The organism is Thiovibrio frasassiensis (assembly GCF_029607905.1).
In the GTDB taxonomy this organism is placed as follows: Bacteria; Desulfobacterota; Desulfobulbia; order Desulfobulbales; family Desulfurivibrionaceae; genus Thiovibrio; species Thiovibrio frasassiensis.
This window is the reverse complement of sequence record NZ_JAPHEH010000001.1, coordinates 2,180,220-2,196,535: the sequence shown is the minus strand read 5'-3', so window position 1 is coordinate 2,196,535 and position 16,316 is coordinate 2,180,220. Positions and strand designations below refer to the sequence as shown.

13 protein-coding genes are annotated in these 16,316 nt (G+C 54.1%); 5 read left to right on the top strand and 8 right to left on the bottom strand.

The features are described from left to right. Window positions 1-5 precede the first annotated feature (5 nt). Entirely contained in the window at window positions 6-1,169 is a 1,164-nt protein-coding gene (locus tag OLX77_RS10310) for an iron-containing alcohol dehydrogenase (RefSeq protein ID WP_307633515.1), read from the top strand. Here the strand turns inward: OLX77_RS10310 and OLX77_RS10305 are convergent. Then, window positions 1,138-2,040 (bottom strand): DUF3108 domain-containing protein, encoded by a 903-nt coding sequence (locus tag OLX77_RS10305; protein ID WP_307633514.1) that lies wholly within the window; start codon window positions 2,038-2,040, stop codon window positions 1,138-1,140. The genes OLX77_RS10310 and OLX77_RS10305 overlap by 32 nt on opposite strands. Window positions 2,041-2,220: 180 nt before the next feature. Here OLX77_RS10305 and OLX77_RS10300 point away from each other — a divergent pair, with 180 nt between their 5' ends. Further along, window positions 2,221-2,571 carry a hypothetical protein gene (locus OLX77_RS10300; protein ID WP_307633513.1) on the top strand — a complete coding sequence of 117 codons (351 nt, stop codon included), beginning with the start codon at window positions 2,221-2,223 and terminating at the stop codon, window positions 2,569-2,571. 137 nt (window positions 2,572-2,708) lie between these two features. Here the strand turns inward: OLX77_RS10300 and OLX77_RS10295 are convergent, their stop codons facing one another. Then, the gene (locus OLX77_RS10295) at window positions 2,709-3,146 is read right to left on the bottom strand and encodes a periplasmic heavy metal sensor (protein WP_307633512.1); all 438 of its coding nucleotides are present in this window, start codon (window positions 3,144-3,146) and stop codon (window positions 2,709-2,711) included. A gap of 392 nt (window positions 3,147-3,538) precedes the next feature. Between OLX77_RS10295 and OLX77_RS10290 the strand changes: the two genes are divergently transcribed. Then, window positions 3,539-5,344 carry an ATP-binding protein gene (locus tag OLX77_RS10290; RefSeq protein ID WP_307633511.1) on the top strand — a complete coding sequence of 602 codons (1,806 nt, stop codon included), beginning with the start codon at window positions 3,539-3,541 and terminating at the stop codon, window positions 5,342-5,344. 81 nt (window positions 5,345-5,425) lie between these two features. On the opposite strand, the gene murA is transcribed toward OLX77_RS10290, so the two are convergent. From murA to rho, 5 genes are all read right to left on the bottom strand, one after another. Beyond that, window positions 5,426-6,682 carry a UDP-N-acetylglucosamine 1-carboxyvinyltransferase gene (murA, locus tag OLX77_RS10285; protein ID WP_307633510.1) on the bottom strand — a complete coding sequence of 419 codons (1,257 nt, stop codon included), beginning with the start codon at window positions 6,680-6,682 and terminating at the stop codon, window positions 5,426-5,428. A gap of 47 nt (window positions 6,683-6,729) precedes the next feature. Continuing rightward, the gene (gene prmC, locus OLX77_RS10280) at window positions 6,730-7,587 is read right to left on the bottom strand and encodes a peptide chain release factor N(5)-glutamine methyltransferase (RefSeq protein WP_307633509.1); all 858 of its coding nucleotides are present in this window, start codon (window positions 7,585-7,587) and stop codon (window positions 6,730-6,732) included. A gap of 54 nt (window positions 7,588-7,641) precedes the next feature. Beyond that, the gene (gene prfA / locus OLX77_RS10275) at window positions 7,642-8,709 is read right to left on the bottom strand and encodes a peptide chain release factor 1 (RefSeq protein ID WP_307633508.1); all 1,068 of its coding nucleotides are present in this window, start codon (window positions 8,707-8,709) and stop codon (window positions 7,642-7,644) included. 198 nt (window positions 8,710-8,907) lie between these two features. Further along, entirely contained in the window at window positions 8,908-9,117 is a 210-nt protein-coding gene (gene rpmE / locus OLX77_RS10270; protein WP_307633507.1) for a 50S ribosomal protein L31, read from the bottom strand. A gap of 143 nt (window positions 9,118-9,260) precedes the next feature. Then, complete coding sequence (gene rho / locus OLX77_RS10265) at window positions 9,261-10,520, bottom strand: transcription termination factor Rho (protein ID WP_307633506.1); 1,260 nt, start codon at window positions 10,518-10,520, stop codon at window positions 9,261-9,263. Window positions 10,521-11,142: 622 nt separating this feature from the next. On the opposite strand from rho, the gene OLX77_RS10260 reads away from it, so the two are divergent. Both OLX77_RS10260 and OLX77_RS10255 read left to right on the top strand, forming a co-directional pair. Beyond that, entirely contained in the window at window positions 11,143-12,495 is a 1,353-nt protein-coding gene (locus tag OLX77_RS10260; RefSeq protein ID WP_307633505.1) for a sigma-70 family RNA polymerase sigma factor, read from the top strand. Window positions 12,496-12,602: 107 nt separating this feature from the next. Then, window positions 12,603-15,098, top strand: a complete 2,496-nt coding sequence (locus OLX77_RS10255) for a DNA internalization-related competence protein ComEC/Rec2 (RefSeq protein ID WP_307633504.1) — start codon at window positions 12,603-12,605, stop codon at window positions 15,096-15,098. Between the two features lie 64 nt (window positions 15,099-15,162). On the opposite strand, the gene OLX77_RS10250 is transcribed toward OLX77_RS10255, so the two are convergent. Beyond that, window positions 15,163-16,245: a type IV pilus twitching motility protein PilT gene (locus OLX77_RS10250; RefSeq protein ID WP_307633503.1), complete on the bottom strand. Its 1,083-nt coding sequence runs from the start codon at window positions 16,243-16,245 to the stop codon at window positions 15,163-15,165. Window positions 16,246-16,316: the final 71 nt, after the last annotated feature.

Genomic DNA, 16,316 nt, shown 5'->3' with positions numbered 1-16,316 from the left:
CCGGTATGCACGATTTTGTTTATCACAACCCAACCCAGATCATTTTCGGCCGGCACGCCCTTGACCAGACCGGCGAACGCACCCGTTCCGTAGCGTGCAAGGCCTTGCTCGTCTCCGGCCGCGAGAGCCTGAAAAATCTGGGGGTTTACCAGGCTGTCCACCATTCCTTGCGCCAGGCAGGAATTGAAGTGACCGAGCATGCAGGGGTGCAACCGAATCCCATCCTGGGCCATGTCCGACAAGGCGTTGCCCTTGCACAAAAAAACAGGGTAGAGGTCATTGTCGCCCTGGGCGGGGGCAGTGTCATCGACAGCGCCAAGGCCATTGCAGCCGGAGCCCTGGCAGCTCACGATGTCTGGGGTTTTTTCAAGGGAAAGAAAAGCATCAAGAATGCCCTGCCGATTATCGCCCTGCCCACAGTCGCGGGCTCAGGCTCTGAAACAAACAACGGCATGGTCCTCACCAATGAAACAACCCGGCAAAAGATCGGGATCGGCAACCGCTATCTTTTTCCCAAGATCGCCATTCTGGACCCGACGGTCACCTTCAGCGTTCCGCCTGCCGCCACCGCCTTCGGGGCAGTGGACGGTTTCAGCCATCTGCTGGAATTTTACCTGAGCCGGGAAGAAACCTTTGCACCCTTGCAGGATCATTACAGCACCGGACTCATGCAAACCTTGATGGCTGCCTGCGAGACCGCCTTGGCCAACCCCAGGGATTACCAGAGCCGGGCCGAACTCATGTGGGCAAGCGCTCTGGCCTTAAACGGCATCAGCGCCGCGGGACTGGGCCGGGTCGGATTTCCCTTCCACCTGATCGAACACTCCCTCAGCGCCCTGCACGATATTCCCCACGGCGCCGGGCTCGCGGCAATCCTCCCTGGGGCCATGGGGTTTGCCGCCAGAAAAAACCCGGCCCGCCTAGCCCTCTTTGCCGCCCAGGTTTTTGGAGTAACCGAGGCAACCCCACAGCTCCTCGCCCAGGAGGGCATCCGCCTCTTTCGCGAATGGCTGAAAAAAATTGCCGCCCCCACCTCGCTTGGAGACCTGGGCCTTTCGCAGAAAGATATCCCGACCCTGGCCGCCAACACCAAAGCACAGGCGAGGTTGTGGCGACTCAACGAGTATCCGCCGGAGATTATCGAGGCAATTCTTTGGGAGTGCCTGTAAGGGTAAAATCTCCGGCCGGTCCTGTGTATTCTACCAACTCCGCGGTCAGAGAACCGATAACAATCTTCGCCTGTATCTTTGTCGGAATTCGCCAAGGGTCATCGGTAAACCAGATCAGTGGATCCCCAACCTTTTCATACTGCCCCTTGAATTGCAGATGCGGTTGCACCCGGAGGGTCTTTTTCTTCCCCAGCAAGCAATCCTGCTCTTCCTTTCCTTCCAGGGTAACAACCACCTCATGCCGTTTTTTATCGGCAAAGGTCGGAACAATCACCGGGCTCTCACCAGCAAACGACACAGCCCGCATGAAGAAAAACGAGGAAAACTCGTTCTGCATCGTCCCCTCCAACTGATACTCATCAGGGGGGTCATTATTTTTACGATGGCTCACCCGAAACCGCTCCTGATCATAGAGGGTAAGCTTGCTATTGACCCGGCGCCCCTCCTTCTGCTGCATTTCATGACGGCGTGGCAACCGCATCCGCCCCTGGACGATGGTAAGAAAATGGTCCTCTACCGGATAAAATACCGCAAGCACCCCCGCACTCCTGGCTGTGACATCAATGGAAAAGTCTTCCTGACTGCCGGCAATCTTGTTGAGATGCATAACGAGCTCCCCAGCCTTTATGCCATACCAGCTGACCGTATAGCGCAAGGTCTCTCCCCCACCATAGGCGGTTTGCAACAACGCATCATCCGGCGGGATACTGGGCTTTATCATCACTGTTGCACGGGGAGGAACACGCACCACCAGAAAACCATCGGCGTCAATAATGCCCTCCGCCCAAGCAAAGGAAAAGGCGGAAAAGCAACAGAGTAAAAAGAAAAACAGCATGATTGCCAGGAGATGCGCCCTACTCTTCGTCGCCATTATCTACACGCACGCCTCCTTTAAAAAATTTCCCTGCAGCGCCAACCCAGCAAATTCATTTTCTTCCATATTTTTTTTGCTGTTTTCGCCTAACTATCTTATGATACTCGTCAATGCCGTTTCCCAGGCAATCCCACAACGCAGATACATGTCTCGACCCGAAAAAACAGAGAGAACATCATGTCCTTTTCCAATAGTAAACAGTATGACCAATTTACTGCCATCATGCACAATGAATACGAACGCGCTGTGAAAAAAATTCGTGAAGCACTGTCACAGGGACGGACTTACGACCATGCCTGCGATACCTTGGCCGATGTCAGTCAGGAGATAAAGACTTTTATTAAAGATGATTTCCTCAAGATCATCATCGCGGAAGAACATTTCGGTGCCGGTCTCGAAATCTCCGACATCGCCCTGTTTCTTGAGCTTCCATACGAACAAGTCGAAACAGCACGATTGGCCCTGCTCAACGACATGGTGCAGGAAACAAAATGCCACCAGGAGCGACAGTTAAAAAAAAATAACTGACCCCCATTTTTTCGAAAGTCCATCCAGCTGCACCTTCACCCCACATCTACTCGCTTAAAATGTTGCCAAAAAAATAGGTGGACTTCAACAATGAAGTCCACCCGGAGAAGAAGAAAAATCTCAACACACGCTACAAACTACCGCCAAGAGCGATGGTGGGGACCATAGCCCATGCCCTGTCCACCACCAGGGCCACCACACAGACCTGGGCCAAAGCCTGCCCCGGCCAACCCTGCTTCCTGAGCCTTCTTGTGCATCTCGTTTCGGATGTCAAACAACTCCTCAGAGAGCTTGGCCGCCTTTTTCTCATCGGGCTTTTCCCCGCTCAAGACCGCATCCAGTTCCGTCCTCTTGGAAAACATCTTTTTGCGCAGTTCCGTGGTTTCGCTAAAAAATTTCTCCCTGGCCTTTAAAGCCTCTTCACTCATCTGCACCTGACCTTGGCCCTGACCAGCCATCATCCCAACGCCAGGCCCCATGCCTGCGCCAGCCCCCATGGGTTGCGCCTCGGCAAACTGATAGCCGGCCAGACCGATCGTAGCTATTGCGGCAACGGTAAGTAATGTCTTTTTCATTTTGAGCCTCCTAAACATCTGGGTTGAATAAATGGGTTGTAACAATTTCTCTGTGTATCCTGTCTCATTACAACATCCATGCCACCAGTATTCAAAAAAGCTAACATCTTGAAATAACGGATTAAAAATATAAACCTCCACCATGGGCAGTCAACCAACCAGAACAAGGACAAGGAACTGGATAGTATTTATCCAAATGCCAGGGTGCTGCTTGGTTATTTTTTACCCAACCGGAAGATTGCAAACGAAAAGAGAAGAAAGAGATAGGCTTGTAGCGGGATTTTTCAAGCAGGTGAGACGGAACAATAATTGCTTGTACGTCATAATAATGGTTTCATAACAAGGAACATCTTCCCTATACCGAGACAGATAACCCTTTGGGATTAAACATAATGAGAAAAAAGACCAAGATAGTTACCTCTCCCTTTGCCTATGCCTCTCCCTGGATTCTGGCCACCGCCATAGGCATGCTCATTGGTATTGTTATTTTCTTTGCGGTCAATAATCTTCAGCGGGAAAAAAGGATCATGACCGAAAGTCTTTTCAACAAAGGACAGGCCATAATCCGTTTTATCGGCGCAGGCACCAGGGCCTCGATGATGATGATGGGCTCCCCGAACACCCAACAATTCCAGCACCTGATCGAACAGGCCGCCGGGGAATCAAACATCATCTATATCGCGGTTGCCAACAGCGAAGGCAAAATCGTAGCCCACAGCACCCCGACTCGGGTGGGCACCACCTTTGACCATCCCCTGCCTGGCGAGACGGAGCTTCCGCCCGTGGGCAAATACCAAATCATCAACGTCCAGGGAACGAAACAAAAGGTCTTCGAAATCGTGGCGCCGTTCAAACCTTTCATGCGCGGCGGTGGTTATTTTTTCAAACGGCATCGGCAAGCCATGCTGCAGGGAGAAAAAAGGCCTCCCCCACACCAAATGGAGGGAAACCCTGCATCCTGCCAATTTCCGCCAGGAGCTGGCACCTGGCTGCCCGGAGAAAATCTCGCCATTATTGTCGGCCTGGACATGACAGAACAGGATAAGATTATCCAACAGGACCGATTCCACATGCTGTACATGTCCGTCGCCCTGCTGCTGGTGGCGATTGGCGGCTGGATCGCGTTGCTCACCGCGCAAAGCTACCGCTCATCGCAAAAAACCCTGATGAACATGCAGGCCTTTACCGACCTGCTTATTTCCCGGCTGCCCGTGGGAATCATCGCAACCAATGCCGAAGGATATATCCAGACCTTCAACAGTACGGCGGCAAGGTTTACCGGAAAGCCCCCGGAACAGACCATTGGTCAGCTGCAAGCCTCAGCTTTGCCGCAGATCCAGCAACTCTTCCCGCCGGAAGAACATGTTGGGGAGGTCATCGACAGAGAGATTCTCCTGCCGCCGGATTCCTCAGCGCCCTATCACCTGCAGATCAGCTCCGTTCCCATTACTGATGGCCAGGGCAACACCATCGGCAAGGTCATGCTCATGTACGATCTTACCGAGATCAAAAAACTCGAAGCCCAGGTCCGGCGGCATGACCGCCTTGTCTCCTTGGGCAAGATGGCCGCCGGCGTTGCCCATGAGGTACGAAACCCGTTGAGCTCCATCAAAGGGTTTGCCACCCTGCTGGGCTCCCGTTTTCCCACCGCCAGCGAGGAAGGAGAGGCGGCCAGATTGTTGATCGACGAAGTGGAACGGCTCAACCGCAGCATCACCGAACTGCTCACCTATGCCCGCCCGCTCCCCTTGGCCATCGCCGAGGTTGAGATCGAACCGTTTATTGAAGCGTCGCTCAAGCTCATCCAGAGTGACGCAAAGGAACTGGGCGTTGCCGTGCACCACGAAATTGCGCTGAAACGCAAACAGGTGCGGTTGGACAAGGACCGTCTCAATCAGGTTCTGCTGAACCTCTATCTCAACAGCTTGCAGGCCATGGAGCACGGCGGGGAATTACAGGTGTCGGCGCATGCGGGAACCCGGCCGGGCACCGTGGAAATAAGCGTACGGGATACGGGCTGCGGAATCGCTGAGGATATTATGGAACGGGTCATGGACCCGTATTTTACTACCAAAGCGGAAGGCACCGGTCTGGGGCTGGCCATGGTCTACAAAATCATCGACGAACACGGGGGAACAATTCGCATCGCGAGCAAAAAAGGGGAAGGCACCACCGTAACCATTATCCTGCCGGGGTAAGCGGTCACCGGGGAGAAAAAACCGTGGCGCAATCCCTGCAATATAACCGCGCAGCAGCGCCGCTTCGCTGCTGCCGCACGCTTACTCTTTTTCGCGCCTGATCCGGGCCCCGGCCTGGGTGAGTTTACCAACCAGATCGTCATAGCCCCGGTCCAGATGATAGACTCGGGAGATATGCGTCTCTCCCTCGGCGGCAAGAGCGGCAATGACCAGGGAGGCACTGGCCCGAAGATCCGTGGCCATCACCGGTGCCCCGCTCAACCGACCCGTGCCGGTGACGATGGCACTGTGGCCGTCCACCTTGATGTCCGCCCCCATGCGTCGCAGCTCGGCAACATGCATGAAGCGATTCTCGAAGATGGTTTCGGCAATCACGCTTAAGCCATCGCTCAAGGTCATCAGTGCCATGATCTGAGCCTGCAAATCCGTGGGGAAGCCAGGATAGGGCATGGTCTTGATGTCCACACTTTTAATGGGCCCCTTGCGAGCGACATGGATGCGATCCTTGCCCTCCTCGATGGAAAGCCCGGCACCCCGTAATTTTTCAAGAAGGGAGGGCAGATGCTGGGGGTTGCACTGGGTCACCGTGGCCTCGCCGCCCACGGCACCAACGGCGAGAAGATAGGTTCCTGCCTCGATCCGGTCCGGGATGACCTCCTGTTCGGCCCCATGCAGTTTCTTTACCCCCTCAACCACCAGGGTATCGGAATTCTTCCCCTTGATCCGCGCCCCCATGCCGACGAGCAGATCGACAAGATTGCCGATTTCCGGCTCCCGGGCCGCGTTCTTGATTATGGTAACGCCTTCGGCCAGGGTTGCGGCCATGAGGATATTCTCGGTGCCGGTGACGGAAGGAATATCAAAACAGACGGTCCCCCCCTGCAACCTTCCTTCGACCTTGGCATCGACATACCCCTGGGCCAATTCATACTTAGAACCGAGTTTTTCCAACCCCTGCAGATGAAAATTGATGGGCCGGGCACCGATGGCGCAGCCGCCGGGCAGGGAAACCCGCGCCGTGCCGTGGCGGGCGAGAAGCGGCCCTAAAACCAAGACCGAGGCCCGCATGGTCTTCACCATCTCGTAGGAAGCCTCGCAGTTGGTTATGCTTGAGGCATCAAGCACCAGCACCGTACCGTCTTTCTGCCAGGTAACCCCGAAAGATTCGAGCAGGGTAAGAAAGGTCCGGGTATCACGAAGATCCGGCATATTGCGCAGGGTTATCGGCTCACCGCTCAGCAGACAGGCGGCCATCAGAGGCAGGGCTGCATTTTTAGCGCCGCTCACCGCAATTTCACCGTGCAGGGGATACCCGCCTTCTATAACTATCTTGTCCATGAAGTTCTCTCTTATAAAAAAAATCGCAAAAAAGGCAGCGACATAATTCAGCAGCGACGGGCCTGGAAAATACGCGGCAAACCAGCCAGATCAGAATGGACCTGCAACCTATCATATTCGGGAAAAGAAGAAAAGATTTTCAGCACCGCCTCCCGCTGATCCGCACCGATCTCCATAAAAAACAACCCCCCGGCCACCATTACCGGATGAACCTGCGCCGCCAAAGCGCGAATATCGGAAAGGCCATCACTGCCTCCGTGCAAAGCGCGATGCGGCTCGAAATCCTTTACCTCCGGCTGCAGCGTCTCCATTGCCGTGGCGTCTATATAAGGCGGATTGGAGACCACCAGGGCAAAGTTTCTTTCCTGCCGGAAGGCGGTCAACCAGTCAGCGTTGACTAAAAAGACCCTTGGCTGCACCTGATGGCGCCCGATATTTCCCCTGGCAACTGTCAAAGCATCCAGAGAAAGGTCGACCCCAAAAACCTGACGATCCGCAAGCTCACGGGCAAGGACCACGGTAATCGCCCCACTGCCGACCCCCAAATCCAGGAGCGGGCCAGGTGGCAGGCCATCCTGACGCACCGTGGCAAAAACCTTTTCCAGAAGCTCCTCGGTTTCAGGACGGGGAATGAGAACGTTGCGGGAAACCGTGAAAGGAAGCGACCAGAATTCCTGCTCACCGGTGATGTAGGCCAATGGTTCCCGGAGAAGACGTCGGGAAAGGAGCTTCTCAAAAAGAGAATGCTGATTCGAGGGGATTTCTTGCTCCAGGGCAAGAAAAAATTGGCTGCGGGTATAGTTCAGCACATGCCCCAGCAAAAGCGCGGCTTCGATTTCCGGCTCGGAAACACCGGCATCGGCAAGACGTTGGACGCTCTCTAAATATAGCTGCTTGAGAATCATGGACGGATCTACCGATTCGGGAAAAGCGGGGAGGCCGCCTGAACGGAGCACGCTTTATTGCATGATCTGCAAGGCTTCTGTCTGAAAATGAACCGTGAGGGGATCGATGATATCGTCAAGTTTTCCCATCAAAATATCATCGAGTTGATACAGGGTAAGATTGATCCGATGGTCGCTGACCCTGCCCTGGGGAAAATTATAGGTCCGGATGCGTTCGCTCCGGTCACCGCTGCCCACCTGACTCCTGCGGTCCGCGGACATCAACTCGTCCTGCTCGCGCTGCATCTTGTCGAGGAGCCGGGCGCGAAGAACCTGCAAGGCCTTGGCCTTATTTTTATGCTGTGATTTTTCATCCTGGCAGGTCACCACCAACCCGGTGGGCAAATGGGTAACGCGAACCGCCGAATCGGTAGTATTGACGCTCTGCCCGCCGGAACCGGTGGAGCGGTACACATCGAACCGCAGTTCGTTGGGGCTGATATCAAGCTCAACCTCTTCCGCCTCGGGCAAAACCGCAACGGTTACAGCAGAGGTATGGATCCGCCCTTGTGTTTCCGTCTCGGGAACACGCTGTACCCGATGGGCGCCGGACTCATATTTTAATTTACTGTAGACATGATCTCCGCTGATCAAGGCGATGATTTCCTTGAACCCCCCGATTCCGGTGGGATTGCTGGTCATCACCTCAACCTTCCACCCCTGCTGCTCGGCAAAACGACTGTACATCCTAAAGAGATCGCTGACAAAAAGGGCGGCCTCATCCCCGCCGGTACCGGCCCTGATCTCAAGAAGAGTGTTTTTATCATCATTGGGATCTTTAGGAAGCAGAGCCACCCGAAGTTCCTTAATCAATTCTTCCTGGCGGAGTTCCAGTTCACCAAGATCGGCCCGGACAAGATCCCGGAGCTCGCTGTCGTCTTCTTCCTGAAGCAGAAGTCGATTCTCGGCAATCTCCTTGTTTACCTTCTTGTAGTTGCTGTACAGCTCATCAAGTTTTGCCAGATGGGCATGCTCTTTGGCCACCCGACGGAATTCGGCCTGGTCACTTGCCAACTGTGGCTCTGAAAGTCTGGCCTCAAGGGCCAGCTTGCGTTCTGCAACATTTTCAAGTTGGGCAAACATGATGAACTCGCAATAAAGGGGAAAAGGCCACAGGTCCGTTGCACAAAATCAAATGGCACAAAAGGCAACCGTTGTAATCGCGGCTTTTGGCGATTTCAACAAACATGATCATCCCGCCAAAAAAGGAACGCCCCTGACCCATCTCCCCTAACAGGGATGGCCCAAAGGCGTCATCAACACAGAAAAAACAAGTTTTTCTTATTCGGCGGATGTCTTGCCGTATTTTTTATTGAACTTCTCAATCCGACCAGCAGAGTCAATCAGCTTCTGCTTACCGGTAAAGAACGGATGGCAGGCTGAACAGATTTCCACTTTTATTTCAGAGAGAACCGAACCAAGTTCAACTGCATTGCCACAAGCGCAGAGAGCATTGATTTTATTATATTCGGGATGCACGCCTTCTTTCATGGACAGAAACCTCCATTAAATTAACAAAAAATCCATTCTACACAGCCCAGACGGGCAATCGTAATAAACCAGACAAACAAAAACAGTGATATATATCTCTAAATTCTTTTTTTTGCAAGCCAGGAATTACAGCTCCGGCAAAATCAACCGCCTTTCATTGAATCAAAAAATTCGGCATTGGAACGGGTCCCCTTCATCTTGGCCAGGAAAAACTCCATGGCATCGATGGGGTTCATCGAACCCAGGAGTTTTCGCAAGATCCAGACCTTGTTCAACTCTTCCGGCGTGAGCAAGAGCTCCTCCTTCCTGGTCCCGGAACGGTTCATGTCGATGGCCGGAAAGATTCTCCGGTCCGCGATCTTCCGGTCGAGAACCAGTTCCATATTGCCGGTGCCCTTGAACTCTTCGAAAATAACCTCATCCATCCGACTGCCGGTCTCGATCAAGGCGGAGGCAAGAATGGTCAGACTGCCGCCCTCTTCGATGTTCCGCGCCGCGCCGAAAAAACGCTTCGGACGATGCAGGGCGTTGGAATCAACACCGCCGGAAAGAATCTTGCCACTGGGCGGCACCACCGTGTTATAGGCCCTGGCCAGACGGGTTATGCTGTCTAGCAGGATCACGACATCCTTCTTGTGCTCCACCAGACGACGGGCCTTATCGAGCACCATCTCAGCCACCTGGATATGGCGCTGGGGCGGCTCATCAAAGGTGGAACTGATCACCTCGGCATCGACTCCCCTGGCCATGTCGGTGACTTCTTCGGGCCGCTCGTCGATCAAGAGGACAATGAGAATGATCTCTTTATGGTTCTTGGTGATACTGTTGGCGATATCCTTGATCAAGACGGTTTTGCCGGTTCTGGGCGGCGCAACGATCAGGCCGCGCTGACCCTTGCCGATGGGAGACATGATATCCATGATCCGCATGGAGTAATTGTCCGATTCCCGCTCAAGATTTATCCGCTCCTGGGGGTGCAAGGGGGTAAGGTTTGAGAAGAGCGTTTTATCCCGGGCCTTTTCCGGCGGATCGAAGTTGACGCTGTCAACCTTGAGCAAGGCAAAATAGCGCTCCCCTTCCTTGGGCGTGCGCACCGGACCCTCGATGGTATCGCCGGTACGGAGATTGAGCCGCCGGATCTGCGAGGGGGAAACATAGATATCGTCTGGACCCGGGAGATAATTGTAATACGGAGCCCGGAGAAAACCGAAGCCATCGGGGAGCACTTCGAGTACCCCGCTGCCCCAGTTTTCTCCGTTTTTTTCAGCTTGCCCGCCAGCAGCCTGCAGGATAGCAAAAATCAGCTCCTGTTTGCGCATGGCACTGTATTCTTCGATACGGTGCTCTTTGGCAAGCTTAGTAAGCTCGGTGATTTTCATCAATTTCAGTTCAGATAAGTTCATGCAATCCCTTTCTCCATCTCACGGAAACTCTCTCAATAATGTATAGTTAAAAAATATTGTATAGTTTGAACCGCGGCGAACCCCGGCAATATAAAAAAGTCAGACCTCAACGTGGCAAACAACGGTGCCGCAGAATATCTGGGGCCCGGCTCCGTCACGACAGAAAAATTCTGAAATAAAAATTTTTTGAATTGTTTTCGCAGGACCACGAAAAAACCAGAAAAACCACCACCAGCAACCTGACGGAATACCTGATTATCTTCGCTGAAACGAAAATTTTACAGAGAGCAATATGTGAAATTGAACAGGTTTTTTTCGAGAATTTGGGTCAGAGGATGATGTATATTCTCGGATTATCTTGGCCTTAGTAAATAAACAGGAAGGGTATGTGCATGAATTACTCGTATGCGATGCGGAATACTATTGACTAATCTGCCAAGTGTCAACATTTTTTTCACAAACCCCAGAACACCGCAAAAAAAATATTATTATTTTTTCACTCACTTTCTCTTGCCATCACCTGATACTATTTGTATAGTATCAAGTTTTCTGCCCCGGTCAAATAATACCCAGTATTTGCTCGCAAGAGGAAGAATACTTTGAAACCAGGAGAGGTTAGCCCGTGCCTGCCGATATAAAAGCCAGACTACTCGAAGCCGGAAAAGATGAAGGATGTGTAACCCTCTCTTTCCTGAACGACCTGATTCCCGAGGGCAAGGATGCTGAATCCATTGACGGAATTTTCGATTTTCTCAACGAGAACAATATCGAAATAGTCAGCCAGGAGAAATCCGGCAAGAAAAAAACCCTCGACGGAAAAACCTGGGAAGGGAGCGGGGACGGTCAGCACGACGATGTTCCTCTGGACGATGACGACGACAAACTCATGGATGCCGCCGCCCTTGTTTCCAAAGAGGATAGCCCCGAGCCGGAAGAAACCACCACCACCTATCTCAGGGAAATGGGCAAGTTCGAACTGCTCACCCCGCAGGAAGAAGAAAAATACAGCAAGAGTATCCGCGAGGGATTTGATGCGATTATCCGCTCGGTTCGTCAGGACCAGCACGGAACCGAGGAACTGGCCCAACTGGTTGAACGCATTGACCTCTGGGAAAAACGCGATCCAACCCTGAAGCCAAAAAAACAGCACCTCAACTTCATGATGCGCGCCATTGTCAAGGCCTGCGAGATGCATCCGCGCAACAAGAAGCTGCAGGAGATGCATTGCAAGCTGGAAATGTTCCACCGCTCCATCGAGATTGCCAAGGATGCCATGATCAAGGCCAATCTTCGCCTTGTCGTCAGCATCGCCAAACGCTACATGCATCAGGGCCTTACTCTGGCCGACCTTATCCAGGAAGGCAATCTCGGCTTGATGCGGGCCGTGTTCCGTTTTGACTATACCAAGGGCAATAAATTCAGCACCTATGCCAGCTGGTGGATCAGACAAGCGATCACCCGCGCCATCCTGGACAAGACCAGAACCATCCGGCTGCCCGTGCATTTTCTCGAACTCAGGAGTCAGTTTTTCAAGGCGTTTTACTCGCTCCTCAAGGAACTGGGCCGCGAGCCGACCCCCATTGAGATTTCCGAGAAAACCGGCTTGCCGATGGACAAGATCCTCGCGATCCTGGAAGCCTCCCGGGAACCCATCTCCTTGGAAACCCCGGTGGGCGACGACGACTCCACCCTGGGAGATTTTCTGGAAAACCAGGAATCGGTTTCACCTTACGAGGCTGTGCAAAATCAGCAGCTCTCCGACCGGGTTACCAGCATCCTCAACACCCTCAGCACCCGGGAAGAAAAAATCATCCGTCTTCGCTTCGGCATTGGCGAGGATGCGGAATACACCCTGGAAGAAATCGGCAAACGGTTCAACGTATCGCGGGAACGCATCCGGCAGATCGAGAAAAAAGCGCTCAATCGGTTGCGCCATTCAAGCAGACGGGAAAAGCTCAAACATTTTCTCGACTAGCAGCCCGATCGTTTTCCCAGCCCTGCACAGGCAGCAACATGCCCCAATAAAATGATCAGCTCCCGCCGGCTGAGCATTTTCCAGCCGGGAGTTAGCAGACAAACCAGATGCTGCCCCAGACAGACCGCAATCCGCTCCTTCCCTTGCTCCTGCCCTTTGCTGCCGGAGCAATGGCCGCAGGAGGCGACTGGCTAACGACCACTGCCTTTCTCTGGTGGTCTGCCCTCTTGTCCACCAGCCTGGCCGTTCTTGCCCTGCTCCGACAGCGGCAACCACGCCTCTTGCTCCCTGCCCTGTTCCCGCCCCTCTTCTTTCTCTGCGGCCTACTGTACACCCAATCCTTCCTAAACCCAAATCTACCACCCCACCATCTTGTCCGCCTTATGAGCGAACAACAGGAGATGAGCCTAACCGGAAAATTGATCGAGAAACCTATCTTCCGGCACGAGAAAACCCAGATCATCCTTGAGACAGACAGCGCTCTACTCCCTACAAGCGAAGCCCCCATTGCGACAACAGGCCGCGCCACCCTTACGATCAACGCCCCACTGCTGAAGGGGCTGGTCCCCGGCCAAGACTATCTGGTACGCGCCAGGCTTTCGCTGCCGGAAAAGCCGGCAACCCCAGGCGTGTTTGACTATGCCGGCTATCTTGCCGCCAAAGAGATCATGGTCAAAGGGTGGGTCGCCAGCCCCATTTTTATCCAACCCATCTCCCCTCGTGCCGAGAGGAGATTCCCCCTACTAAGCCCTTATTTTCTTGAGCGATTCCGCCAACAGTTTGCGGCCTTTCTCTATGCCAATCTTACCCCGAACACCGCCGCATTGTATCAAGCCCTCCTCCTTGGCGACAGCAGCACCCTTTCCCCGGAAGTCTTGGAGATGTACCGGGCCACCGGCATCATGCACCTTCTTGCCATTTCCGGCAGCCATCTTGCGGTTGTCGCCTTCCTGAGCACGCTTTTTTTTCGCTTTTTGGCCGGTCGATTCCCTTGGTTGCTGCTGCGATTGCCTGCGGCCAAGATCGCCCTGGCCTGCTCCTTTCCCGTACTCTTGCTCTATGCCGGTCTTGCCGGTTTTCACCCCCCGGTAGTACGGGCCCTTATCATGATCGGGGTATTCATGACCGCCATGCTCCTGGATCGCCAGTGGTCAAGCCTGAACAACCTTGCCATTGCCGCTTTTTGTATCCTTCTCTACAACCCACTCTCCATCCACACCGCCTCTTTTCAGCTCACCTTTGCCGCCACTGCAGCAATAATCCTCACCCTGCCGCGGCTCGCAGCCTGGCATCCCCAGCCGGATCGCCACTCTGCCCGGCAGCGCATGCAACACCTCATCATCTCCGGGCTTTTCATCTCCAGCGCCGCCTTTCTTGCCACTGCCCCGCTCGCCCTCTTCCATTTCAACAGAATTTCCATGCTGGGGCCCATTACCACTCTGCTGAGCACACCCCTTCTCTGCTTTTGGACCCTGCCCCTCGGCCTGATCGCCATACTCATTCAGCCGCTTTCCTCAACGATCGCGCTACTTCTCTTGCAGCTCGGCGGTCTTGGCATCCAGGGCTCCCACGCGCTGACCGGCTTGCTTGCCGGACTGCCTTTCTCCTCCTTCTGGCTCCCCACGCCGACCATTCCCATGCTGATCGGTGCCTACGCGCTCCTCCTTCTCCTCTTCCGTACCAACCGCCCACTTTCCATCCTCTCCCTGCTTGCCTGCTTCGCCCTGCTGCTTTCCGGTCACACACCCCTGCCGCAATGGCAGAACAACTCAAGCCATCTCACCTTCCTGGCTGTAGGAAACGGCAGTGCCACGGTGGTGGAGCAACCCGACAACCGCGTCATCCTCATCGACGGCGGCGGCCCGCCCGACGATCTTTTCAATGTGGGCGAACGGGTGATCGCGCCATTTTTATGGCACCGACAGATCAAACGGGTGGAAGCAATCATTCTTACCCATCCCCATGCCGATCATTTTAACGGACTGCCCTTTATCATCAAAAGATTTCAGCCAGAAGTTCTCTGGCTCAGCGAAACCACCGCGCAGGAACCCGGCTATAGTGCTGTACTTCGAGAGGCTGCACAGTCAGGTTGTCAAATCCGGATTGCCAGGCCAAACCAGGTGCTGGCCGTGGGAAAAAATGACTTTGCCCTCACCTGCCTGGCCAATCTGGCCCTTGCAGGGAAACATGAGCCAATTGGTGACGAAAAAAAATCCACGGCTAACCCGAACAACAGGGGGCTGGTCCTGCGCCTGGACTATGGGCACAGTACCTTTCTTTTTCCAGGGGATATCGAGAAGGATTACGAAGAATACATCTTGGACAAGGAAGAACTGCTCAAGGCCGACGTCCTGCTGATGCCCCACCATGGGCTGAGATCGTCAGGCAGCGCCCGGTTCATGGAGAATGTCTCCCCAAGATACTGCGTCGTTTCGACGGGCAGAAAAGTGCCATTTCCTCCGCCACAGGTCTCGGGCTCCGGGACCGAGATATTCTCAACGGCCCACCACGGGACTGTTTTTTTCCACACTGACGGAAAAACCATAACCGCCCAACCCTATCGGCCCACCAATGGTTCAGAAAAAGGAGTGGCAGCCAATTAACCGGTTGCGGCATGCGCTACTGGCTGCAGCCCCCCCGGCCCGAACAAGGGGTTACGATCCCCCTTTAGGCATCGGTGAAATCCGTGGGCGGCTTCTTGAGAAACTGGACAAATTTGCTCTTATCAATGCAGTTTATGTACGCATCATCCCCGGAAATCCAGCCTTTCTTGATCAACTCCATGATCGCGTCATCCAGGGTCTGCATCCCGAATTTTTTCCCGGTCTGCATGGCGGAAGGGATCTGATAGGTCTTGCCTTCCCGGATCAGGTTGCGCACCGCCGGGGTGCAGATCAGAATCTCCAGCGCGGCGCAGCGCCCCTTGATATCCACCCGCTTGAAAAGGGTTTGGGAAACCACGGCCTTCAGGGCATCCGCCAAAGTGGAACGGACCTGGGCCTGCTGACTGGAAGGGAATATCTCGATGATCCTGTCCACGGTCTTGTTGGCGTTTAAGGTGTGCAGGGTTCCGAAGACCAGATGCCCGGTCATGGCCGCTTCCATGGCAAGGGAAATGGTTTCCAGGTCGCGCATTTCGCCGACCATGATGATGTCCGGGTCTTCACGGAGCGCGCCGCGCAGAGCCGCGGAAAAGGACTGGGTATGCAGCCCCACCTCCCGGTGGTTCACGATGCAGTTCTGGCTCTTGTGCACGAACTCGATGGGATCTTCGATGGTCAGGATATGGTCTTTCCGGAGCTTGTTGGCCTGATCGACAATGGCGGCCAGGGTGGTTGATTTACCACTGCCGGTGGGGCCGGTGACCAGCACCATTCCCTTTGGCAGGGTGGCGAGCTGCGAAACCACCTGGGGCAGACCCAACTGCTCACAACCCAGGATATTGCTGGGAATCTCACGAAATACCGCGCCGATTCCATATTTCTGCATGAAGAGATTGCCGCGGTAGCGGGCAAGTCCGGGGATTTCATAGCCGAAATCCACATCCCCGGTCTCTTCAAAAACCTTCACCTTTTCCTCGGAAACGATCTCATAGAGCATCGCCTTGAGCTCATCGTTGTCAAGCACCTTGAACTTGACCCGCTCCATCTCGCCGCGGATACGGAGGATCGGCTGTTGGCCGGAAACCATATGCAAATCCGAGGCGCCCTGTTCGTTCATCAATTTAAAAAAAGCATCGATCTGAGCCATGCAAAAATCTCCTGTAATCAGCAGGTTGAATATCTAAGCAATGACAAGCCCGGGAAAGAGGGGCTCATCCA

Excerpts from the sequence above, each read along its gene's own strand:
- OLX77_RS10310 (WP_307633515.1), top strand. The coding sequence starts at position 6 with ATGCACGATTTTGTTTATCACAACCCAACCCAGATCATTTTCGGCCGG.
- OLX77_RS10305 (WP_307633514.1), bottom strand. The coding sequence starts at position 2,040 with ATGGCGACGAAGAGTAGGGCGCATCTCCTGGCAATCATGCTGTTTTTC.
- OLX77_RS10300 (WP_307633513.1), top strand. The coding sequence starts at position 2,221 with ATGTCCTTTTCCAATAGTAAACAGTATGACCAATTTACTGCCATCATG.
- OLX77_RS10295 (WP_307633512.1), bottom strand. The coding sequence starts at position 3,146 with ATGAAAAAGACATTACTTACCGTTGCCGCAATAGCTACGATCGGTCTG.
- OLX77_RS10290 (WP_307633511.1), top strand. The coding sequence starts at position 3,539 with ATGAGAAAAAAGACCAAGATAGTTACCTCTCCCTTTGCCTATGCCTCT.
- murA (WP_307633510.1), bottom strand. The coding sequence starts at position 6,682 with ATGGACAAGATAGTTATAGAAGGCGGGTATCCCCTGCACGGTGAAATT.
- prmC (WP_307633509.1), bottom strand. The coding sequence starts at position 7,587 with ATGATTCTCAAGCAGCTATATTTAGAGAGCGTCCAACGTCTTGCCGAT.
- prfA (WP_307633508.1), bottom strand. The coding sequence starts at position 8,709 with ATGTTTGCCCAACTTGAAAATGTTGCAGAACGCAAGCTGGCCCTTGAG.
- rpmE (WP_307633507.1), bottom strand. The coding sequence starts at position 9,117 with ATGAAAGAAGGCGTGCATCCCGAATATAATAAAATCAATGCTCTCTGC.
- rho (WP_307633506.1), bottom strand. The coding sequence starts at position 10,520 with ATGAACTTATCTGAACTGAAATTGATGAAAATCACCGAGCTTACTAAG.
- OLX77_RS10255 (WP_307633504.1), top strand. The coding sequence starts at position 12,603 with ATGCTGCCCCAGACAGACCGCAATCCGCTCCTTCCCTTGCTCCTGCCC.
- OLX77_RS10250 (WP_307633503.1), bottom strand. The coding sequence starts at position 16,245 with ATGGCTCAGATCGATGCTTTTTTTAAATTGATGAACGAACAGGGCGCC.